Below are 22352 nucleotides of genomic sequence, written 5' to 3'. Positions count from 1 at the left end.
CCGATTAGTCGACCTTAGTTGTATAATCTCCAAACTTTGTCATCTCGTGGAAGAATCTTAAGCTTACTGTACCAACTGGTCCGTTTCTTTGTTTTCCTATAATAACTTCCGTAATTCCTTTGGATTCACTTTCATCATTATAATAATCATCTCTATATAGAAATACAACCATATCAGCATCTTGTTCTATTGCTCCAGATTCTCTAAGATCTGATAACATAGGCCTTCTGTCTGCTCTTTGCTCTGGGGCACGCGATAGCTGAGATAGTGCAATTATTGGTATATCTAACTCTCTAGCAATTCCTTTTAGAGATCTTGAAATATCAGATATTTCCTGTTGTCTATTATCTGATTTACTACTACTTCCTTTTATAAGTTGCAGATAATCTATTAAAATCATATCAAGTTTTCCTGAAGCTTTTAATCTTCTGGCAATTGATCTTATTTCCAGTACATTTACGTTAGGAACATCTGCTATATTTATTTCAGAATTGGCCAATTTTCCACTGGCAATTCCTAGTCTTCCCCAATCATCATCATTTAAAAATCCATTTCTAATCTTTTGAAGTCCTATTCCAGCTTCAATTGCCAAAAGTCTTTGAAGCAACTGAGAACTAGACATCTCCAAACTAAATATTAGTACAGCTTTATCCTCTTTCATAGCAGCATTAAGTGCTAAGTTTAAAGCTAGCGCCGTTTTACCCATAGAAGGTCTAGCTGCTAAAATAACTAAATCTGAAGGATGAAATCCACTAGTCATATCATCAAAACTTTTAAATCCTGAAGATATTCCTGTAGCAATTCCCTTATTTTGAAAAACTTTTTCCAATCTTTCAAATTCAGTACTCATAACTTCTTTAAGACTTATAATATCTTTTGTTTCTTTATTTTCTGCTACTTTGAAAATAAGACCTTCTGCTTTATCTAAAATTGTATCTACATCTTCATAACCCTCATAAGTCATCTCTACAATTTTTGTTCCAATTTCTCCAAGATGTCTTAAAGTTGATTTTTCTTTTACAATTTTTGCATATGTCATTATATTAGCAGCAGTTGGAACCTCTTCTATTATTTCATAAAGAATAGATTCTCCACCAATATCTTCAAATTTATTTTTTCTCTTAAGTCTATCTATTACAAGAATTGGATCAATACTTTCACCTGAACCATAAACCTCTAACATACTCTCAAATATAACTCTATGAGCAACCTTATAGAAATCTTTTGGACTTATAGCTTCAACAATCTCTCCAAATATATCAGGTTTAAGAAAGATACCTCCTAAGACAGATCTTTCAGCCTCTAGGCTACTCGGGACTTTTCTTAATTTTTGAATATCTTCCATTTTATCCCCTTATCCTTTAATAACTATAGAAACCTCTGCTTTTACATCTGTATGAAGTTTAACTATAGCTTTATGTTCTCCTAAACTTTTTATGCTACACTCTATTTTCTTTCTATCTATTGCTACTCCAAAAACTTTCTCTATTTCAGCTGAGACTTCTTTATTTGTTATAGCTCCAAATAACTTTCCATTATCACCAATTTTTGCACTGATTAATATTTTTTTCTCTTCTAACATTTTTTTTAGATCAAGAGCTTTTAGCTTTTCTTCTTCAGCTTTTTTCTCGTCTCTTTTTTTCTTGTTCTCTATTTTTTTTAACTCATCTGGAGTTGCCACTACTGCTTTTTTATTTTTTAAAAGGAAGTTTGTTGCATACCCTTCAGATACGTTTATAATTTCCCCTTTTCTTCCTTGACCTGCTACATCTGCTGTTAAAATAACTTGTATTTTTGACATATAAAATCCCTCCCTATTTTTTTGTAATTCTTACCTTTACATTGAAACTCTTAAGAGCTCCCACTATAAATACCGCTGTTGGGAATGAAGCTGCAACTGCTACAGCTAAAACTTTGTTTATTACTTTAAAATTTATCTTTTGCGATAATATAGTGTAACAAACTCTAATTCCAAAAATTATATAAATAAGTTTACTTATACTCAACAAATTTTTATCATAATAATTATCAATTTTTATAAATTTATTTACGATAAATCCAACTATATAAAGAATTGTCCATTTATAAGAAATACCCCAATTTTTATAATTTTTACCCTCTAAAATATAATAAGTAAAATATGTGCTGATTGCAGAGTAAACAAACAATAAAAATAAATAATTGCTCTTTAAGAAATCTATAATCATATTTACTTCATCAGTAGTAAAATTTAAATTAGTACTATAAAATACTTTTAAAGTTTCTAAACTATTAGTTAAATCATCTTTAATAAAATAAGAATACAGTCCCATTATCAAAGTTACAGTAAGAGATGTTATGAATATTCTATCAAAAATAGCAACTTCTGGTTTGAAGTTTCTAAAATAATAATACAACATTTCTACAACTATAAAAAATCCTATATATACTACTAAAAATAGTGGATCCAAAAATAATAAAATTAATCCCGCTAATAAGTTAACAAGAAGTCTTTCTTTGATTCCTAATTTGCTCATTTTCTTTATTTTATAAACAGGAAGTGTAAAACTTAGAAATGGTATTGATATTGATAAAATAAATAATGACACTACTACTAAAGCGGTTATTAAAAACATTATTTCCTCCTATAAAAAAAATCATAAGTTAATTATATCATATTTAACAAAATTTGTTAACTTATAACTTCTCCACCAAAAAAATCCATAATTTTTTTAGATAAGTCATTTTCTATAGCCTTGTTCTCTTTTTTTCTTCCAGCCACTTCATACTTTACTTGAATATTGCTATCTGTAATTTTTCTAATAACTTCTGTAAAAATACTATTATATATTTCCGATTCCATCTGTTCTTTAGCAAAACTATTCTCTTGATCAAAACCTATATATAAAGTATTTCCTTTTATTCTAACTGGGTTTGCACCTATCAAGAAAGCCCCAAGAGTAATCTTTTGTTTTTTAGCTGCTGTTAGAATCATTGGCCATTGTTTTCTTATTTCGTCTATAGATACATCTATTATTATTTCTTCTTGAACTTCGAATTTTTCAATAACTCTTTCAACGGATATAATTTTTTCAGATTTTTTTAATATAATATTTACTATAACATACCCTACCAATCTTTTATCCTCTTCAAATTTAAATCTATTTAATGTTTCATATATAACATCGATTATGTTTAATCCAAGTTCCAATTCAATTTCATTTTTCAATATAAGATCTTTTGAATACTTTGCTAAATCTTTAAAAAATAATTCTATATTTATAGATTCTTGCCAAAGTTCGTCTAAAAATATTACTGCTTCTTTAGTATCTGAATTTTTTATAATTTCTATAAATTTTTTAATTTTTACAGTTGACGTTATTCCTAAAACTTCCTCAGTCTTTTCTATTGTTATAGCTTCTTGAAGACAAGTAATCATAACTCTTTCTAATATTGATATCGCATCTCTCATACTTCCAGTTGAGCTTTCATATATTAGAGCTAAACTTCCATCATCAATAGTTATATTCTCTTCTCTGGCTATATATAGTAATTTCTCTTTCATACTTTTATAATTCAAAGTTTTAAAATCGTATCTTTGACATCTTGAAATAATAGTAGGCAATATTTTATCTGGTTCTGTTGTAGCCAAAATAAATATAGCATGCTCTGGTGGTTCTTCTAATGTCTTTAATAAAGCATTAAAGGCCTCTTTGGTGAGCATATGTACCTCATCTATTATATAGATTTTCTTTCTCCCCTTTGAAGGCCTATAATTTATTTTTTCCTTTAGCTGTCTAATCTCATCTATTCCTCTATTTGAAGCAGCATCTATTTCTATTAAGTCCATGAAGTTTCCTTCAGTTATAGATAGACAGTTTTCACACTTATTGCAAGGAGTATCAGTTATGCCATTTTCTAGACAGTTGACACCTTTTGCTATAAGTCTTGCCACTGTTGTTTTTCCAACGCCTCTTGGTCCATTAAATAGGTAAGCATGGGCTATTCTTCCCGTTCTAAGAGAATTTTTTAAAGTTGTTACTATTTCATCTTCTCCAGCTACCTCACTAAAATCTTTCGGTCTATACTTTCTATAAAGCGTTATATGCATTTCATCCTCCTAAGGTTTAGAATATAATTATTCTAAACCATAGTTATTCATTTTTGTTCTTAATGTATTTCTAGTAATTCCTAAAAGCTCTGCTGTTTCAACTTTTTTACCACTTGTCATTTCCAGTACCTGTCTTATAAGTTCTTTTTCAACTTTAGAAGTCACATTTCCATAATAGTCTCTTTGATTTCCAGCTCTAAGATTAGAAATTTCACCCTCTATCCAATCACCTAATATCCAATTCTGGATATCTCCTCTCCTCTTAGAGAGTTTGTTTCCAATTACATTGTTTGGAAGTTCCTCTACCAATATAGAGTTTCCACGACATAGTGCCACAGCTGACTTCATAGCATTTTTAAGTTCATTCACATTTCCTGGCCAATCATATCTCATTATTTTTTTCATAGCTGGTTTACTAATTCCTTTTACAGATTTTTGTAATTCACTATTACATTCAATTAGATAATGGTCTATTATAAATGGAATATCATCCTTTCTTTCTCTTAAAGGAGGAATAGCTATTTCAAGTATTTTTAATTTATGATATAACTCATCTATAAATTTCTTTTGAGATATAAGATCCTCTAAGTTTTCACTAGTTGTTGCAACTACTCTTATATCTGATTTTAAAGGTTCCGTTCCACCCATTCTAAAAAATTCTCCTTCTTGTAAGAAGTAAAGAACTTTAGATTGCATATCTAAACTAAGTGATTCGATATTTCCAAGATGTAGAGTTCCGCCATTAGCTTTCTCTAAATCTCCAATTTGTAAAAATGAAGCTGTTTCAAAAGCTCCTTTTTCATATCCAAAAAGTTTTCTTTCCAACAAATCATTTTGAAAAGATGTACAATTTATACTCAAGAAAGGTTTTGTGCTATAGTCACTGAATTGGTGAACTGCTGTTGCCACACTTTTCTTCCCAGTCCCTTTTTCCCCAACTACCAATACAGGAACTCTGCTGTTTGCAACTTTTCCTATCATTTTATATACTTCAACAATCTCTTTAGTTTGACCTATAAGTTTGTCTCCTGTATTTTTATTTTTATCTACTCTTTCAGCTAAAAGCTTGTGATCTTTAACTGATTTTTCAACAACTTTCATAATATCTTTATCACTAATTGGTTTTAATAAATAGTCATAAGCTCCAGCTTTAACTGTTCCAGCAACTACTTTTAAATTAGAACTTTCTCCCAGTATAACTATTACAGCTTTCTTTTGAAACTCTACAACTTTTTTCACAAGATTTATTAAAGCATCTTGTTGTAGATTTGCTTCTTCAATTACCACTGCTTCGTATTTTCTCTCTTTTAAAAGCTCTAAAAAATTTGGAACATTATCAGCAAACCTTAATTCATTTTCAAAGTTACTTTCTAACTCTTCCCTCAAACTTGTTTCTAATCTAAATCCTAAAAGGGTCAAAACCTTTTCACCATCCTCATATTCGTATCTAACTTGCTCCCACCAATCTGAAGTTATACTCCAGCACAACATCTCCTCTTATATTTAATCCATTTTTACTTAAATATACTTTCCAAGATCTTGCGATTTCTTCAATTGATGAGTTTATCTCAGGAACTCCACTTCCCTTTTCTAAATTTAGAGAGATTACATTTCCCCTCTCATCAATTTTCATTCTTAATTTAACAGTTCCTTGCATTCCTCTAAGTTGTGCTGCTTCAGGATAACTTGGTTCTTTGTTACTAGTATCCCATTTAGCGATAATATCTCCATCTTCAACTCCAAGTTTATATCCACTTGGTAATCCATCGTTTTCTGAAGATACATCATACACCTTCCCAAAATCTATTACTTCTTTTGCATCTGGATTTATAGCAATCTTATCTTGTGAATCGATTTGAAATAAAGCTTCATCCTCTTTAACTGGAGTCTCTGTTTCAAGAGAGATTTTATTTTCATCAAGAAGAGATTCCTCTTTAAATCTTTCTTGTGTTTTTTCTCCAATTAAATCTTTTTTTATAACTTTATTTTCTTTTCTAACTGCATTAGTATCCATGGCAAGAATATCTATTCCTGGTCCTGAAATGCTTTTTTCTAAATCTTCCAGTGTAATAATTTTCTTCTCTACTTTTTTAACAGCCTCTACTTTTTTCTCCACTATAGGCTTTTTTTCAACTGGTAGAACTTCTTTTTTTGACTTTTGTATATCTACTTTACTAATAGTATTCTTAGTCTTTTTTTCTGTTGTAGCTTTTTTTCTGTTACTTTCTAAAGAAACTAATCCAACTTTTAATTTTTTATTCATAACTTCTTGTATTTTTAATCCTGGAATTAAAAATAAAATAATTATATTTATAAAAAAAGAGATTATCAAAGATATGGTATCTATTCTTCTTATTTTCATAGATTCGCTCCCTACTTACTACTTGTAGTATCTATATCTAGAGAACTTGCTCCAGCCTCTTTAGACATAGTCATAAGATCAACTATAGTTCCGTGATCTAAACTTTTATCTGCACTAATTACTACATTTTTAGTTTCTGATTTGTCTAATCTCTCTTTTAATTGCTCTTTCAAGTCTTTTTTTGTAACTTTTACTTTTTCAGTTTTGCCTTTTTCCTTATAACTTATGTAATATTCTTTAGATTTACTAACAATAACTTGAAGTTCTTTAATATCTTTTGACTCTTTTATTGTTGATTGTGGTAAATCTATTTTTATTCCGTCTCTAACATCTTCAAAGCTTGTTGCTACTAAGAAAAATATTAGAAGCAAGAATACAACGTCTATTAACGGTGTTAGTTCAAGTATAAGGGGAGCTCCGCTTCTTCTTTTAATTCTATTAAGTTTCATACTTCCCTCCTCTTATCTTCTGAAGTAATTTATTAGCTCTGCACTTCCTTTTTCCATCTCATTTATTTGCTCATCTATTTTTTTATTAAAATAGTTATAGAAAACAAGTGCAGGAATTGCAACTATAAGACCTCCAGCTGTTGTTAATAGAGCTTGAGATATTCCATTTGCTAAAACTGAGGGATCTCCTGTTCCGTGTAATGAAACAGCTTGGAAAGCTTGAATCATTCCTGTTACAGTTCCAAGTAATCCTATTAGAGGAGTTGTATGTGCAACAATTGAAAGAATCCACATATTTCTTTCTAACTGAGGTATTTGAGATAGGGCTGCTTCTCTTCCTTTTTCTTCTAATGCTACTACATTTGTAGTTTTAGTTCTGTACCAAAATCCTAAAATTTCTTTTAATACTTTTGAAGTAGAACTTTTATTTGAACTAAGGTTAGCTATTGCCTCTTTTATATCATTTTTTTCAATCGCTTGTCTTAAAATAGGTCTTAACTTAGTCATATCACTTTTTTCGTTAATATTAAAGTATAGTGCTCTTTCTATTACAACACCTAATCCTATTATAGACATTAGTAAAATTATGTACATTAAAAATCCGCCATTTGTTAACCAATACATTCTTACCACTCCTCATTCAATAATTTATAAAATAATTATAAAGCTACTCCAAGTGCAATTACTGCAACAACACCTATAATATATTTCCAGATAGGTTTTTTCTCTTCATGCTGTAAACTTCCTTGCAATTCATCCTTATCCTGAGCAACTTTTATAACTTGCTTTTGATTTTTTAAATTTTGATTTGATATTTGATTCGGTTTTGCTACAACATCACTCTTTTGCAAAATGATATTACTTTCTTTATAGTTCCCTTGCTCAAGTCTTTCTTTATTTACTCCAGTTACTTCTTTATCGATTATAAATTCTTCATTAGCGACAGATACTAAAGATGCTACTAAAAATACTCCTAAAACTATTTTTTTCATAAATTAATTTCCCCCTTTAAAAAAATCTTTATATTTTTCAGATGCAGTTACATCTAATTTAACTAAATTATTGTAGTATTCTTCTGCCTTAACTTTATTTTCAGTTTTTAAATTCAAGAAAATCAATTTTTCTAATAAAAACTTCTTATATTTACCTTTTTCTTCTTCTTTTCCATTTAGTTCATTGTATTGAGAAATTGCTTCATTGAATTGTCCAATCTTTTCATAATTTTCAGCTACTTTGATTTGAGCCTCTAAAGCATAGTTTCCATTTGGATATAAAATATATACTTTAGTAAATGATCTTATAGCTTCTTGATGATTTCCATTCTTTTCATCTATACTTGCTAATTGGAATGTGGCGATATCTTTGTATTGGCTACTTTCTAAATTATTAACAATAATATAATTCTCCTTAGCTTTATCTAAATTATTATTTCTATACCAATAATTCCCAAGATTTATAGCTGCGTAATCTTTATAATCTTTAGAAGATAAAAGCTTTTGATATTCAATATTAGCTTTATCATATTCTTGTTTTTGATCATAGAATTTAGCTCTGTAATAGCTTTTCTTTTCTTCACCATTTAACTTTTCAATCCATTTTAATCCTTCTACGTAATTCTTTTCAGTATTATATATTTCAACAATCTTAGTCACAGCTTCTTCTTTCAACAGGTGATTTTTAGAAGTTGTATACAGTTCTTCATAATTTTTCAACACTTTCTTAGAATCTCCAACATTAGATAAAATTTCTCCATTTAATATAAGAATATTATCTTTAAAACTAGAATTTGGATATAATTCCAATAATTTTGCTGTTTTAATCTTAAACTCATCAACTTTACCTAGATTATGTAAAGAATTAGCTTCCCAATAGAGAGCCTTTTCTTTGTACTCATCTTTTGTAGCAGTTTCAAATGATTTTCTATACTCTTCTGAAGCCTTTGTAAAATCTTTTTGATTATAATAAGTTTCCGCTATTTGGAACTGAGCATAGTCAGAATATTCTGGAACTAACTTTAGCTTCTCTAAATATTCTCTTGATTTATCCATCTGATCCAATCTGAAATAACTTAGAGCTATTCTATCAACAATTTCATCTAAATTATATAGATTTTCTCCAACTAAATACTCCTGTCCTTTTAAAATAACATCATCATATTTTTCCCATAAGAAGTAATTTTTTACTTCGTTATAACTTGCTTTTTCTTTTATGTCTTTACTCACAGTTTCAGAAGTTAAAATATTTTTAAAGTATATATCTGCTTCATCATATTTCCCCATTCCCATTGATGCAATTCCTTTTAAATAAGTATTCTCATCAGAACTATCTTGAATATTTAAAAGTTCCATAACTCCATCATAATTTTTCTCTTCTAAAAGAACAGCAATTAAATTAGAAATTATATTCACATCTCTATCCTGTGATAAATAGTTTTTATATAAACCTCTTGCCTCTTCTAAATTTCCATCTTTATAATATCTTTCTCCAACTACTAAGTATATATTTTTCTTGTACTCTTGGTCTGTTGGGAATTTATTATTATAATCATTAAATTTAGAATTCATAGCTGAAATAGTTCCACTTTTCGATTCTAAAACTATAAGCTTATAAAGATTTTCTTTGTTTGGATTGCTTAAATATACTGACTCATAATATTGTCTAGCTAATCCATAATTCTTAAGTTCATAAGCTGAATTTGCTATTATTGTTTGTAGCCCTTCAGAATCAGATTTATTAAGAGTTAAACTTTTTTGTAACTCTTTATTTTCAATTACCCATCTATAATTTTTTAACTTATATTCTCCTGCAAATATATAATAGATACTTTGATTATAATATTTTGTACCTTTTAATGATTTGAACTTCGATATAGCTTCTTGCTCTCTTCCTAATTTATATAAAGAAAAAGCATATCCATAAACTATATCTGGTTTATTACTAGATATAATTCTTTCATAATATTTAATAGAATTTTGATAATTTCCTCTCACTGTATAGTAATCTGCAAATATCTTAATACCTTCGCCTTCTTCTTTAGTTCCTTTAAGTTGAGATAAACTAACTTCAGCATTACGTACATTCGACTGATTCAAATAAAGTTCAATCATTGTTAGCAATGATTTTTTTCCATATGAACTTTCTGGATATAATTCTATTACTTTTTTGAAATATGGAATTGCTTTCTCGCTATCATTCATCTTATAGTATGAAGATCCATATAAATAGTTCATCAAACTAAAATTTTTATCTTTTTTATTCCCATTATAATATTCGTCCAAATAGACAACTGTCTTCACATACTGCGAATTATTATATGTTGATAGTGCTAGGTTTAAAACTGCATCATTATAATACTCTCCTCTTAAACCAAGAACCTTAGTTAATTCTCTTTGAGCATCTACATATTTTCCAGTTTCTAAATAGTGAGTTCCTAAATCAAGAAGAGCTTTCTCATAATACGGTGATTTTTTGTCTATAGTTTCTAAAATTTCATAGGCTTTACCATAGTTTTTAACACCAGCATATGACCTAATCAAATAAACCTTTATATCGTCTCTTTCTGAATCGGATAACTTTTCAGTTAAAACAACATTAAAATAGGTAATTGCTTTATTATAATTTTGTTCAAAATAATAAGTCTTTGCAAGTCTAATTCTAACATTTTTCACATACTTAGATTTTGGATATTTACTTATAAAATTTTCGGATTCATTTATAGCAATATTATATTTTTGTTGCTTAAATAACTCCTCTAAAAAATTAATATCCTCTTTTTCTGAAGCTAAAAGATTTGAACATATTAAAAATCCAGCTAAAAATATTGAAACTTTTTTCAACTTCCCCTCACCTCTTTTAATAATTCCCTTATACTATTTATTGAAACATCTGTATTTATACAGGGAGATTCTTTTATTATATTAAAAACTCCGTATACATCTAATGGAAAAGCATCGTATATTCCCGATACTAAATCTCTTTTACAAGCTACTGCTATTATAAGATCAGGTTTTCTTTCTCTTAGATAAAGTCTTGCAAGAGTTCCACCCGTTGCTACTTTCACATCTATTTTAAACTCATCCTTCAAATTTAAAATATCCCCAATTTTACATTTTCCACATTTTTTACAATTTTCAATATCTGAAGTTATTTTAAATGGGCATTCATACTTTTGAATACAATGAGGTAATAAAATAGATATATTATTAATTTTTTTTCTTTTTATAATCTTCTTTACTTTTTCATTGTTATATTTCAAAAACACATTGGCTAATTTGCTGTTATTTTTATTCTTATTTCCCAGTTTTTCATCAATTATAAATGAAATGTAAAAAAAATCATAAACTAATTTTTTAAAAAATAATTTGATCATTATTTTTACCTCTTACGAAACATTATTATACAGATTATATCATAAATCAAATTCTATTTCAAACTAAGACACCCCAAAAACATTAAAAGCTAGTTTAAAAAATTAAACTAGCTTTTAATTCTAATAATCTCTTAATGCTAAAGGCATAACTATATAAGTATAATTATTTTCCTCCACATTTTTAACTCTTACTGCACTATTTGAATTAGTTAATTCCATAGAAAGCTTTTGATTTTTTTCTGAATTTTGAATAAAATCAATTAAAAATTTAACATTTAGAGAAATTTTTATATCTTCTCCTACATATTCAACCTCTGAAACTTCTCTAACTTTTGCTATATCATTAACACCTTTTATATCTATTTTACCGTTTCCTAGTTCAAAGATAGCTCCAAACTTTGATTCAGCATTATTTTTAACAAATATCTGAATTCTTTTTAAAATTTTAATGAAATCTAAGTTATCTATTGTCATAATTTTATTATAACCTGCTACTCCTAAAATTCCCTTATAATTTGGAAATGGTAAATCTATTACTCTACTTACAATAGAAATTGAATCTATTTTAAAATACAATTGTTTATTCACAAAGAAAAATTCAATTTTTTCTCCATCTGTAGTTTTTAAAAGTTTTGTTAAAGCTTCCACTGTATTAAGTGGAATACTAACAGTTAAATCTCCATCCTGTTCAATATCTTTTTCCAAATATGCCAAACGGTATGTGTCTGTTGAAATAAATTTCATTTTTTTGTTTTCTATTTCAACTCTAATACAGTTTATCGAAAGATTGTCACTAGACATAGATGCAGAAAATTTTATTTTTTCAAATATTTCTGATAGCTCTCCTTTATTCAAGTTGAATTTACAATCAATCTTCTCTTCAGTATCTCCAGCTATCTTTGGAAATTCTTCCGGATTCATAAGAGTAAATTCAGAAGAAGAATCCGAAGTTTCTATCACTAAATTATCTCCTTGAACATTTAAAGTTATAAACTCATCAGAAAGCTCTCTTAAATACTCATCTACTAGTTGATGTTGGAAAACTGCCTTTCCTTCCTGTTGAATTTCACAATCCATAAAGGTAGTTATAGTTAATTCGAGATTTGTTCCACAAAAGTAAATCTTATCCTCTTTTGTCTCAACATAAACACACGAAATAATAGGTCTTATTTTATTATCACTGATAGCTTTATCAACTATTCTCATTCTTTTTAAGAACTCTGCTCTATTAACTTTTAAAATCAATTTCTTTCCTCCTGATTCCCTCTAAAAGAAGTTGTCTTTTAATTCTTTACTATATTTTGCTCTTAGCTTTTGTAAAGTCTTCTTTTCTATTTGTCTTACTCTTTCCCTAGTTATATTAAAACTCTTTCCGATTTCTTCCAATGTGTGAATTTCACATCCGTCCAATCCATATCTTAGTTTTAATATTTCTTTTTCTCTATCTCCTAAAGCATTTACAATTTCGTTAATTTGACGTCTTCCAATCTCACCTAAAACTTCCTCTTCTAGAGATTGATCATCTTGCTCCGCTATTGTATCCTCAAGAAATATATCTTCCCCTATGGAAGCATTTAATGAAATTATATCTTGAAATTCTACCATTATTTTTTCAACTTTTATCAGTTGAACTTCTGTTCCAAATGAAATCTCTTCGATAGATGGATAACTTCCATTTTTCATAACATGTTCCATTATATACCTATTTATTTTATTTAATAAGTCATGTTTATAAGATGGTATTCTTATTTCACGCCCTTTACTTATAACTGCTTTGCTTATAGATTGCTTTATCCACCATACTGCGTATGTTGAAAATCTATAACCTCTTTCTACGTCAAATTTTTCGATAGCATGGATTAAACCGAAGTTTCCTTCACTAATTAAATCTATAAAACTTAGTCCCTTATTAGTATAACCTTTTGCTATGTTGACTACTAGTCTTAAATTAGACAGAATCAATTTATTTTTCGATTCAAATCCCCCGTCTTTTGCATCAATCAATAATGATAATTCCTCATCTTTGTTTAAAATATTATACTTTCTTATATCTTCCAAATAAAGTGAAACCAAATCTTTTTCTATCATAAGCACCTCATACCCCGTAATATTTTATATAAAATAAAAATTATTCATGCTTTTAGTATTAATAAAATTCTTCTTTTAGTTCCCTACTCATTAAGTTGTCTACCATTTTCTGAGGATTTTCTCCCTCATATATTACCCTATAAATTGCTTCAACTATTGGCATACTAATATTTAATTCTTCTGCTTTTTGATGAACAGCTTTTACAGTCGGAACCCCTTCCGCCACCATAACCATTCCAGCTAAAATATCTTCAATTTTTTCGCCATTCCCTATTTTTTCTCCAACATATCTATTTCTACTGTGCTTACTAGCGCAAGTCACTATTAAATCTCCTATTCCAGTAAGACCTGAGAAAGTCTGCTCTTTTGCACCTAAACTTTTTCCAAATCTTATCATCTCTGCTATTCCACGAGTTATAAGAGCAGCTTTGGCATTATCTCCAAATCCCATACCGTCAGCTATTCCTGCTCCTATAGCAAGACAGTTCTTAACAGCTCCTCCAACTTCAACTCCAATTATATCGCCACTAACATAAACTCTAAAGTTCTTAGTATTAAATAGCTCTTGAACTTTTTTAGCTCTTTCTTGATTCCCTGCTGCTACGATTGTTGTTGGAAGATTTTGTGCAACTTCCTCTGCATGAGTTGGCCCAGATAAAACTACTATATTTTTATGATACTTCCCAAGAATCTCCTCTTTCATAACTTCAGAAAGAGTCAGTCCTGTTGAAACCTCAATTCCCTTCGCTGTATTTATAAGAGTTATATTTTTATTAATTTGATTCTCAAACTTTGAAATAACTTGTCTTAAAACTTGTGAAGGTACTGAAAATATTACATAATTTACATCTTTGAAAAGATTTTCAGTTTCACTTGTTACTTTTAAATTTTCTGGAAATTTTACTCCTGGAAGCAATCTTTTATTTTCTCTTTCTTGTTGCAAAGCTTCTGCTTTTTTAGAGTCGTGTTCCCACATAATAACTTCGTTACCTTTATTAGCTAATAAAAGTCCTAGAGCTGTTCCCCAGCTTCCTGCACCAATTACCACTATCTTTTCCACGGCACTCTCCTTATTTTAAGTTAAATTTGTTCTCTGTTCCTTTTATCAATCTTGATATATTAGTTTTGTGCTTATATATCACAAATACCCCTACTATCGTTGTTAGTATTATTAGAGGTATTCTATTTCCTGAGTCTTTCATAGGAAGAAAAATAGTTAAAATAGGCAATAATCCTGCACATATTATAGAAGCTAACGATATATATTTTGTAAAATAAACCACAAGAATAAAAACTACTACTAAAATTCCTATTACATTAGGAATCAAGTACAAGAATACTCCTAAACTTGTTGCCACTCCTTTTCCACCATTGAAATTTAAAAAAAACGAAAACGTATGTCCAAATATTGCCACCAATCCTAAAAATACTAAACTACTACCAGTTATTCCAAAATAATTTGCTATAACTAGCGGTATATAACCTTTTAAGACATCAGCAATTAAAACCATTATACCATACTTTGGTCCAAGAACTCTATATGCGTTTGTAGCTCCCGAATTTTTACTCCCATGCTCTCTTATATCTATTTTTTTAAATCTTTTTCCAATCCAAACCCCACTTGGTAAAGATCCAAATAAATAAGTAATACATACAAAGACTAAAAGCTTTAACATTTTTCCTCCTAAATCTTTTTAAACTTTCCTACAACTTCTATATGACTTGTTCCTGGGAACATATCTACTGGTTGTACTTTGACTAACTCATACCCATTATTTGATAAAATTTCAGTATCTCTAGCAAAAGTAGATGGGTTACAAGATATATAAACTATTTCATCTATATTAGTTTTAGCAATACTTAAAAGGCTAGATTCATCTATTCCTTTTCTAGGAGGATCAAATATAATTGAATCTATTTTATTGTTAGAAACTAATTTTTCTAATTCAATATTTACATCTCCATTTATAAACTCAACATTGCTAATTCCATTTTCTTCAGCTGTTTTAATTCCATCTCTTGTAGCTGATTCAATAATCTCAATTGCATAAACTTTTTTAGCTGATTTTGAAAGTAACATAGCTATTGTTCCTGTTCCTGAATATGAATCAACTATTATCTTGTCAGATATATTTTCAAAAAAGTCCATTCCAATCTTATATAATTTTTTAGTTTGATCTAAATTTATTTGGAAAAATGATTTTGGAGAGATATTGAAATCTATTCCAAATACTGTTTCTTTTATAGTCTTTTGTCCCCAAACTAAAATATTTTTTTCTCCTAAAGCAACATTTGTTCTTTTAGTATTAAAAGATATATAAATAGAAACTATTTCTTTCATTTCATCTTTCAAATCTAATAGTATTTGTTTTAATTTCACATCTAATTTTGGAGCATTTATGATAAGTACTAACATAGCCTCACCGTAAGAGTTGGTTCTAACCATTACATGTCTTAAAATCCCCTTATGCTGAATCTCATCATATACTGATACCTTTTCTTTATTCAGATATATTTTTAATTTTTCTATAATTTTATTTCCTAACTTTGAATTAAGAATATTTTCCTCTACTTCAAAAACTTCATGAGATTTTCTTTTAAAAAATCCAGTAACTATAGTATTATTTTGAAGAGCAAATGGTTCTATAATTTTATTTCTATAATGTGTTGGATCTTCAGCACCTATTGTCATAGGTACTTCAATAGTTGAATTTTTTCCAATTTTTTTTAGAACGTCTTCAACCATTTCTCTTTTATATTTTAACTGAGATTCATAATTCAACATTGCAAAGTCGCACCCTTGAAAATCTTCGAATGTTACTTTTGTAGAATCTTTTACTCTTTCTTCACCAGCAGTTACTAACTCTTTTATAAGAGCTCTACCATAAGTTTTCTTTAAAGATATAATTTCTACTTTTAATATATCTCCAGGAACAGACATTGGAACAAAAATTGCAAACCCATCAAAGTATCCAAGTCCCTCTCCACCATAAACTAATTTATCTATAGTTAATTCTATTACCTGACCTTTTTTTAAAGTCATTTCTCCTCCTAAGTGTTCTATTTAATTCTAAAGTGTTTTAAAAAAAATGTCAATGATTTAATCTAAAATACTTTTTATTCTGAAAAAATTAATCTCTTTAGAGATTTCCATCTTCTCTTTCAGTCTCATTTCTTTTTCTATTTTTTCTAAATCTATTTTTTGATCGAACTGAAATCTTTTTTCATTAAGTTCTTTCTCAATCTCTTTTAAATCTATCTTTTCTAGAGAAAGCTTTCTTTCCAACCTTGAAATTTTCATTATCATCTGCCCATGAAATATCCAAACAGGGACTATCATAACTAATACAACTAAAAAATATTTCATTTCTTTAGTCATTACTTCCTCCTAAAAAATTAAAGTTTTTCTATAACTCTTAATTTTGACGAGTGAGCTCTATTATTAAATTCCAACTCATTATTTTTTGGAATAATTGGTTTTCTAGTAACTAATTTACCTTTTGGTTTTTCATTACAAACACAAATTGGTAGATTAGGTGGACACTTACAACCAGTACATAAATCTTTAAACATTGTTTTTACAAGTCTATCTTCTAAAGAATGGAAAGTTATAATAGCTAATCTCCCACCAGATTTTAATGAATTAAAAGCTTTTGTTATCGCTATTTCTAATACTTCTAACTCTCTGTTTACCTCAATTCTTATAGCTTGGAAAGTTTTTTTCGCTGGATGTTTTTCACTTCTTCCTGGATAAGCTCTTCTTATAATATCTACAAGCTCTCCTGTTGTCTCTACAGGTTTAATTTGTCTTCTTTCACAAATTATTCTAGCAATTCTTCTTGAATTTCTATCTTCACCATATGTATAAATAATTCTTGCTAACTCTTCTTCCGAATATTCATTTACAACTTCGTATGCAGAAAGAGGGTTGCTTCTGTTCATTCTCATATCTAATCTCGTATCATATCTATAAGAAAATCCTCTTTCTGGATCATCTAATTGAGTTGATGATACTCCAATATCCATTAATATTCCGTCAACCTTATCGTATCCGGCCATATATATTACAGTATCTACATTTTCAAAGTTATTTTTAAAAACTTTCCATTTTGATCCGTACTTTTCTAATCTTTTTTGTGCAAAATCTATTGCCTGTTGATCTTGATCTATAGATATAACTATTCCATCTTCATTTATACTTTTTAAAATTCCTTCTGAGTGTCCACCTCCACCCAGAGTACAATCTACATATACCCCACTTTTATCTGTTATAAGATTATCTAAACTTTCCTGATATAAAACAGGTATATGATATTCGCTAAATATTTCTTCCATTTTGTCCTCCTTATAAAAATAGAGAAGCGCATAGCTTCTCTATCTAAAATTACAGTAAATAAAAAACTAAGTTTCTTAAAAGTTTAAGTGCAAAGTATGCCAATATAGGCGATAAATCTATTCTTGAATAACCTATCGGAATCAAAACTCTAAAAGGTCTAAGTATTGGCTCAGTTATTGAATAAACAATGCTTACAAACTCATTTCTTGAATTCGGAGCAAGCCACGATAAGACTATTCTAATCATAATAAGTAAATTTATAATTTCAAAAGCTAAATTAATTATTCCATATATTGAAAACATCTTACTCTCCTTAACTATTCCATATTTAAAAAATAATGTTTAGCCTTAACTGAATACTCCCATCCAGACCAAATAGTTAGTATAACTGGTATAAGCATCAAATAAAAATAAATATTTTTATAAAGCTCAATCTTTTCTACACTATTTCCAAGACCAAACATAAGCATTATTATTATCACTATCATTTGAGTAGTCGTTTTATATTTTCCTAGCTTTCCAGCAGGAATAACCTCACCTTTTGCGGCAGCTATCGTTCTAATTCCACTTATCAAAAATTCTCTAGCAATTACTACTATTGACATCCAAGGCGGAATATAATCTAGCTTAACAAACACAACTAAAGCTGAGATAACTAAAATCTTATCTGCTAAAGGATCCATTATTTTTCCTAAATCAGTTATCAAATTATATTTTCTAGCTATGTATCCATCAAAAAAATCTGTAAGAGAAGCCAAAACGAAGATAACAAAAGCTATCATTCTATATATAAATCCGTAACTCTCAGATGTAGATTCTTGTAAAAAATATATAAAGGGTATTGCTAGAATAAGTCTTACTAATGTCAGTTTATTTGGTAAATTCATAATTTACCTCCCCCATTTTTTAGAATATAATTTTTATTATTTAGTTTCATTTTCAACGATTGGACCTACAAAGTCATAATCAAAGTTTTGTTCAAGTTTTACCTTAACGATTTCTCCTTGCTTTGCAGTTCCATCATTTGTCAGAATTTTTCCATCTATTTCTAAAGCCTGACCCATCGTTCTTCCCTCTAACATGAATTCGCTTTCTGAAGAAACACCATCTATCATAACTTCTACTACTTTTCCTATAAGTTCTCTATTCTTAGCTTCAGCTATTTGGCTTTGAAGATTTGTAAGTTCTACCCATCTTTCTTGCTTTATATCCTCATCAACTTGATTATCCATGTCATGAGCTCTTGTACCCTCTTCTCTTGAGTATTTGAAAACTCCAACATAGTCAAATTTAAATTCTTGTATAAAATCTTTTAGTTCTTCAAATTGCTCAGCAGTTTCCCCAGGGAATCCAACTATAACCGTTGTTCTTATTGATGCTTCAGGAATCTCTTGTCTTATTTTGTTTAAAATATCTTTTATATGATCTCCTGATTTCGCTCTTCCCATGCTTCTTAAAATTTCGTCAGAAATATGTTGAATAGGTACATCAAAGTAATTACAAACTTTAGGTTCGTTTTTAATAACTTCTATTAACTCTTCAGTCAATGAATTTGGGAACATATAGTAAGATCTTATCCATTCTATCCCTTCAACTTTTGCAAGTTCTTTTAGTAAATCTGGTAGTGCCTTTTTCTTATATAAATCTATTCCATACTCTGTAGTTTCTTGAGCTAACAGATTTATTTCTCTTACTCCATTTGCAGCTAAATTTTTAGCTTCTTGAACTATATCTTCTATAGTTCTACTTCTCAATTTCCCTCTTAATTGTGGAATTATACAATAAGCACACTTTCTGTCGCACCCTTCAGCAATCTTTAAATATGCTGTATGAGGACTTGTTGTAAGTATTCTTTCAGTTGTAGAATCAGCTAAGAAATTTAAACTTGAACTTTCTACTACTTTTTTATTTTCAAATATTTCATCTATAATTTTTTCGATTTTATCCAAATCTCCAGTACCAATTACAGCATCAACTTCTGGCATCTCATCTATAAGTTCTTGAGCATATCTTTGAGCAAGACATCCTGCAACAATAAGTTTCTTTAGTTTTCCAGTTCTCTTATATTCAGCTATCTCTAATATAGCTTGAATCGACTCTTCTTTAGCATCTCCTATAAAACCGCAAGTATTTATTAAAGCAACGTCTGCATCTTCTATATCATTTGTTATTTCAAACCCTTTTCTTGCTACAAGCATACCAATTAAGTATTCGCTGTCTACAAGATTTTTACTACATCCTAAACTAATTAAACCTAATTTCATTTTTCACCTCATAATTTTTCTAAAACTTCAAAAGAACACAGAGCCCAACTCTGTGTTCTCAATATTTATTATTCTCCTTTAACTTCTACAGGAACTGCTACAACTGTTTCAGCTAATAGTTTTTTTCTACTTAAACTAATTTTACCATTTTCTGTAGAGATAACTTTAACTTCAAATGTATCTCCAACTTTTAATACGTCCTCTACATTTGCAACTCTTTCATTTGATATTTCTGAAACATGAAGAAGTCCTTCTTTTCCAGGTAATATTTCCATGAACGCTCCAAATTTAGCGATGTTTACAACTCTTCCTTTGTAAACCTCTCCAACTTCAACGTCTTTAACATAACCATTTACAAGAGTTATAGTTCTTTCTAAAACTTCTAAATCTTTACAGAAGATTGATACTTTTCCATCGTCTTCGATATCGATAGTTGCTCCAGTTTGCTCTATAATTCCCTTAATGTTCTTTCCACCTGGTCCAATTAGAGCAGCTATTTTATCTGTTCCAATTTTCATTTGATGAATTCTAGGAACCGTTGGTGAAAGCTCATTTGGAGTTGAGATTGAATTATTCATAACTTCTAATATTTGTAATCTAGCATCTAAAGCTTGCTTAAGTGCTATTCTCATAATATCTTCTGATATTCCCGCAATCTTCATATCCATTTGTAAAGCAGTTATTCCTTTTTTAGTTCCTGCAACTTTAAAGTCCATATCTCCAAGGTGATCCTCTAGACCCATTATATCAGTTAAAACTACATAATCGTCTCCCTCTTTAATAAGTCCCATTGCGATTCCTGCAACGTGCTCTCTTATTGGTACTCCAGAATGCATTAGTGCAAGTGATCCACCACATATAGAAGCTTGAGATGATGAACCGTTAGATTCTGTTATCTCAGATACTATTCTAATTGTGTAAGGGAAATCATCTACTGAAGGTAATACATAACTAAGTGCTCTTTCTGCTAGAGATCCATGTCCTAATTCTCTTCTTCCTGGCGCACCCATTCTTCCTGTTTCTCCAACTGAATATGGAGGGAAGTTATAATGTAAGTAGAACTTTTTATAGAACTCATCATCCAGTCCGTCTACTAGTTGCTCGTCTTCTTTTGTTCCAAGAGTAGCTATTACTAAAGCTTGAGTCTCTCCTCTTGTAAATAGAGCTGATCCATGAGGAATTGGTAAAATTCCAATTTGAGCATCTAAATCTCTAATTTCAGTTGTTTTTCTTCCGTCTACTCTGTGGTGATGGAATAATATAGCTTCTCTTACTAATTGCTTCATTAAATCATGATAGTAGCTAGCAAATTCTGCAGTTACTTCAACTGGAACTTCTATTTCTTCTCCAGTTCCGTAGTTTTCAGCTATAAATATTGAGTAAAGCTCATCTTCTAAAGTATCTACAGCTTCCTCTCTCGCATGCTTTCCTACAGTCAGTACAGCAGCTTTAAGTTTTTCTGTTGCTTTCTCATCTATGAAACTTTTAACTATTGGAAGAACTTGTGGTGCTTCAAAAGCTAACTTTTCTTTTCCTACAAGTTTAGCGAATTCTTCTTGGAATGCACAAAGTTTTTTAATGTTATCATGTGCAAACATTATTGCTTTTAGCATAGTTTCTTCATCCATCTCTTTCGATCCAGCTTCTACCATGTTAATAGCATCTTTTGTTCCAGCAACTGTTAAGTTTAATTCAGTAACTTTTAATTGCTCAGTAGTTGGGTTTAATACAAACTCTCCATCTATCATACCAACTGTAACTCCAGCAACTGGACCCATAAATGGTAAATCAGATATTGTTAAAGCTGCTGATGATCCAACCATTCCTAAGAAATCAGGAGTGTTTTCTCCATCATAAGACATTGCTGTATTTACTATATGAACATCATACGTAAACCCTTCAGGGAACATTGGTCTAATTGGTCTGTCTATTAATCTTGAGATTAATGTCGCGTTTGTTGAAGGTCTAGCTTCTCTTTTATTGAATCCACCTGGGAATTTTCCAGCTGCATAATATTTTTCTACGAAATCAACAGTAAGTGGGAAGAAATTTACTCCTACTCTTGGTGATTTTCCACGATTAACTGTACTTAATAATACTGTATTTCCATATTGAAGCATTACCGCTCCATTTGACTGTCTAGCTATCTTACCTGTTGAAAGACTAAGTGTTCTTCCACCTATTTCAAGGGTTAAACTTACTTCATTAAACATAAATACCTCCTATTTTTTAAGGACAAAGACGTAAATAATAAGGAACTAAAACTAAAACTATTTAGTTCTAACTTCTTACTACTTACCTCGCCTTGCCCTCAATATTTCATTCAATTATAACATCTTTGATATTAAAAATCAAAAAATATTTAAGTTCGTTATTCTTTGAATATATTATTTT

22 protein-coding genes are annotated in these 22352 nt (G+C 29.3%); all 22 read right to left on the bottom strand.

Translation table 11 applies throughout. The features are described 5' to 3' along the window. Positions 1-4 precede the first annotated feature (4 nt). The 22 genes from dnaB to pnp all read right to left on the bottom strand — a co-directional run bounded on the left by dnaB (position 5) and on the right by pnp (position 22171). Positions 5-1345, bottom strand: a complete 1341-nt coding sequence (dnaB, locus tag H3N56_RS09260) for a replicative DNA helicase (RefSeq protein WP_185880906.1) — start codon at positions 1343-1345, stop codon at positions 5-7. 9 nt (positions 1346-1354) lie between these two features. Continuing rightward, positions 1355-1801: a 50S ribosomal protein L9 gene (gene rplI, locus H3N56_RS09255; RefSeq protein WP_185880905.1), complete on the bottom strand. Its 447-nt coding sequence runs from the start codon at positions 1799-1801 to the stop codon at positions 1355-1357. A 13-nt stretch (positions 1802-1814) separates the two neighbouring features. Next, positions 1815-2615, bottom strand: coding sequence for a hypothetical protein (locus tag H3N56_RS09250; RefSeq protein ID WP_185880904.1), 801 nt, complete (start codon positions 2613-2615; stop codon positions 1815-1817). Between the two features lie 56 nt (positions 2616-2671). Then, on the bottom strand, positions 2672-4090 hold the full coding sequence (gene dnaX, locus H3N56_RS09245) for a DNA polymerase III subunit gamma/tau (protein ID WP_185880903.1): 1419 nt from the start codon (positions 4088-4090) through the stop codon (positions 2672-2674). A gap of 27 nt (positions 4091-4117) precedes the next feature. Then, on the bottom strand, positions 4118-5509 hold the full coding sequence (locus H3N56_RS09240) for a sigma-54 dependent transcriptional regulator (RefSeq protein ID WP_185881112.1): 1392 nt from the start codon (positions 5507-5509) through the stop codon (positions 4118-4120). 28 nt (positions 5510-5537) lie between these two features. After that, positions 5538-6452: an energy transducer TonB gene (locus H3N56_RS09235; RefSeq protein ID WP_185880902.1), complete on the bottom strand. Its 915-nt coding sequence runs from the start codon at positions 6450-6452 to the stop codon at positions 5538-5540. Positions 6453-6463: 11 nt separating this feature from the next. Beyond that, positions 6464-6901, bottom strand: coding sequence for a biopolymer transporter ExbD (locus tag H3N56_RS09230; RefSeq protein ID WP_185880901.1), 438 nt, complete (start codon positions 6899-6901; stop codon positions 6464-6466). A 12-nt stretch (positions 6902-6913) separates the two neighbouring features. Beyond that, on the bottom strand, positions 6914-7525 hold the full coding sequence (locus H3N56_RS09225) for a MotA/TolQ/ExbB proton channel family protein (RefSeq protein ID WP_185880900.1): 612 nt from the start codon (positions 7523-7525) through the stop codon (positions 6914-6916). A gap of 35 nt (positions 7526-7560) precedes the next feature. Further along, positions 7561-7893 carry a hypothetical protein gene (locus H3N56_RS09220; protein WP_185880899.1) on the bottom strand — a complete coding sequence of 111 codons (333 nt, stop codon included), beginning with the start codon at positions 7891-7893 and terminating at the stop codon, positions 7561-7563. A 3-nt stretch (positions 7894-7896) separates the two neighbouring features. After that, positions 7897-10737 (bottom strand): tetratricopeptide repeat protein, encoded by a 2841-nt coding sequence (locus tag H3N56_RS09215; protein ID WP_185880898.1) that lies wholly within the window; start codon positions 10735-10737, stop codon positions 7897-7899. Further along, positions 10734-11267, bottom strand: coding sequence for a DUF116 domain-containing protein (locus H3N56_RS09210; protein ID WP_370521072.1), 534 nt, complete (start codon positions 11265-11267; stop codon positions 10734-10736). The genes H3N56_RS09215 and H3N56_RS09210 overlap by 4 nt, the downstream gene beginning before the upstream one ends. Before the next feature lie 123 nt (positions 11268-11390). After that, on the bottom strand, positions 11391-12515 hold the full coding sequence (gene dnaN, locus H3N56_RS09205) for a DNA polymerase III subunit beta (RefSeq protein WP_185880896.1): 1125 nt from the start codon (positions 12513-12515) through the stop codon (positions 11391-11393). 21 nt (positions 12516-12536) lie between these two features. Next, positions 12537-13358 (bottom strand): RNA polymerase sigma factor RpoD/SigA, encoded by an 822-nt coding sequence (locus H3N56_RS09200; protein ID WP_185880895.1) that lies wholly within the window; start codon positions 13356-13358, stop codon positions 12537-12539. Positions 13359-13416: 58 nt separating this feature from the next. Further along, complete coding sequence (locus tag H3N56_RS09195) at positions 13417-14418, bottom strand: NAD(P)H-dependent glycerol-3-phosphate dehydrogenase (protein ID WP_185880894.1); 1002 nt, start codon at positions 14416-14418, stop codon at positions 13417-13419. A 10-nt stretch (positions 14419-14428) separates the two neighbouring features. After that, on the bottom strand, positions 14429-15034 hold the full coding sequence (gene plsY, locus H3N56_RS09190) for a glycerol-3-phosphate 1-O-acyltransferase PlsY (RefSeq protein ID WP_185880893.1): 606 nt from the start codon (positions 15032-15034) through the stop codon (positions 14429-14431). Between the two features lie 8 nt (positions 15035-15042). Continuing rightward, positions 15043-16401, bottom strand: a complete 1359-nt coding sequence (gene rlmD / locus H3N56_RS09185; RefSeq protein ID WP_185880892.1) for a 23S rRNA (uracil(1939)-C(5))-methyltransferase RlmD — start codon at positions 16399-16401, stop codon at positions 15043-15045. 57 nt (positions 16402-16458) lie between these two features. Beyond that, entirely contained in the window at positions 16459-16737 is a 279-nt protein-coding gene (locus H3N56_RS09180; RefSeq protein WP_255492167.1) for a hypothetical protein, read from the bottom strand. Between the two features lie 17 nt (positions 16738-16754). Then, positions 16755-17693, bottom strand: coding sequence for a 16S rRNA (cytosine(1402)-N(4))-methyltransferase RsmH (rsmH, locus tag H3N56_RS09175; protein ID WP_185880891.1), 939 nt, complete (start codon positions 17691-17693; stop codon positions 16755-16757). Between the two features lie 49 nt (positions 17694-17742). Then, positions 17743-17997, bottom strand: a complete 255-nt coding sequence (locus tag H3N56_RS09170; protein ID WP_185880890.1) for a YggT family protein — start codon at positions 17995-17997, stop codon at positions 17743-17745. Positions 17998-18011: 14 nt separating this feature from the next. Further along, a complete protein-coding gene (gene pgsA, locus H3N56_RS09165) occupies positions 18012-18581 on the bottom strand; it encodes a CDP-diacylglycerol--glycerol-3-phosphate 3-phosphatidyltransferase (RefSeq protein WP_185880889.1) in 570 nt (189 codons plus the stop codon). 36 nt (positions 18582-18617) lie between these two features. Continuing rightward, positions 18618-19958: a 30S ribosomal protein S12 methylthiotransferase RimO gene (gene rimO, locus H3N56_RS09160; protein WP_185880888.1), complete on the bottom strand. Its 1341-nt coding sequence runs from the start codon at positions 19956-19958 to the stop codon at positions 18618-18620. A gap of 68 nt (positions 19959-20026) precedes the next feature. Further along, a complete protein-coding gene (gene pnp / locus H3N56_RS09155) occupies positions 20027-22171 on the bottom strand; it encodes a polyribonucleotide nucleotidyltransferase (RefSeq protein ID WP_185880887.1) in 2145 nt (714 codons plus the stop codon). Positions 22172-22352 lie beyond the last annotated feature (181 nt).

Origin of the sequence: Cetobacterium sp. 2A (assembly GCF_014250685.1) — a bacterium.
In the GTDB taxonomy this organism is placed as follows: domain Bacteria; phylum Fusobacteriota; class Fusobacteriia; order Fusobacteriales; family Fusobacteriaceae; genus Cetobacterium.
Note: the sequence above shows the minus strand (reverse complement) of the source record. Positions and strands in the feature narration are given on the sequence as shown.

What these genes read in the sequence shown, in the direction of transcription:
- dnaB (WP_185880906.1), bottom strand. Translation starts at nt 1,345, where the DNA reads ATGGAAGATATTCAAAAATTAAGAAAAGTCCCGAGTAGCCTAGAGGCT.
- pgsA (WP_185880889.1), bottom strand. Translation starts at nt 18,581, where the DNA reads ATGAATTTACCAAATAAACTGACATTAGTAAGACTTATTCTAGCAATA.
- H3N56_RS09220 (WP_185880899.1), bottom strand. Translation starts at nt 7,893, where the DNA reads ATGAAAAAAATAGTTTTAGGAGTATTTTTAGTAGCATCTTTAGTATCT.
- H3N56_RS09230 (WP_185880901.1), bottom strand. Translation starts at nt 6,901, where the DNA reads ATGAAACTTAATAGAATTAAAAGAAGAAGCGGAGCTCCCCTTATACTT.
- H3N56_RS09235 (WP_185880902.1), bottom strand. Translation starts at nt 6,452, where the DNA reads ATGAAAATAAGAAGAATAGATACCATATCTTTGATAATCTCTTTTTTT.
- H3N56_RS09180 (WP_255492167.1), bottom strand. Translation starts at nt 16,737, where the DNA reads ATGACTAAAGAAATGAAATATTTTTTAGTTGTATTAGTTATGATAGTC.
- pnp (WP_185880887.1), bottom strand. Translation starts at nt 22,171, where the DNA reads ATGTTTAATGAAGTAAGTTTAACCCTTGAAATAGGTGGAAGAACACTT.
- dnaX (WP_185880903.1), bottom strand. Translation starts at nt 4,090, where the DNA reads ATGCATATAACGCTTTATAGAAAGTATAGACCGAAAGATTTTAGTGAG.
- H3N56_RS09225 (WP_185880900.1), bottom strand. Translation starts at nt 7,525, where the DNA reads ATGTATTGGTTAACAAATGGCGGATTTTTAATGTACATAATTTTACTA.
- rplI (WP_185880905.1), bottom strand. Translation starts at nt 1,801, where the DNA reads ATGTCAAAAATACAAGTTATTTTAACAGCAGATGTAGCAGGTCAAGGA.
- plsY (WP_185880893.1), bottom strand. Translation starts at nt 15,034, where the DNA reads ATGTTAAAGCTTTTAGTCTTTGTATGTATTACTTATTTATTTGGATCT.
- H3N56_RS09200 (WP_185880895.1), bottom strand. Translation starts at nt 13,358, where the DNA reads ATGATAGAAAAAGATTTGGTTTCACTTTATTTGGAAGATATAAGAAAG.
- rsmH (WP_185880891.1), bottom strand. Translation starts at nt 17,693, where the DNA reads ATGGAAGAAATATTTAGCGAATATCATATACCTGTTTTATATCAGGAA.
- H3N56_RS09250 (WP_185880904.1), bottom strand. Translation starts at nt 2,615, where the DNA reads ATGTTTTTAATAACCGCTTTAGTAGTAGTGTCATTATTTATTTTATCA.
- rlmD (WP_185880892.1), bottom strand. Translation starts at nt 16,401, where the DNA reads ATGACTTTAAAAAAAGGTCAGGTAATAGAATTAACTATAGATAAATTA.
- rimO (WP_185880888.1), bottom strand. Translation starts at nt 19,958, where the DNA reads ATGAAATTAGGTTTAATTAGTTTAGGATGTAGTAAAAATCTTGTAGAC.
- H3N56_RS09170 (WP_185880890.1), bottom strand. Translation starts at nt 17,997, where the DNA reads ATGTTTTCAATATATGGAATAATTAATTTAGCTTTTGAAATTATAAAT.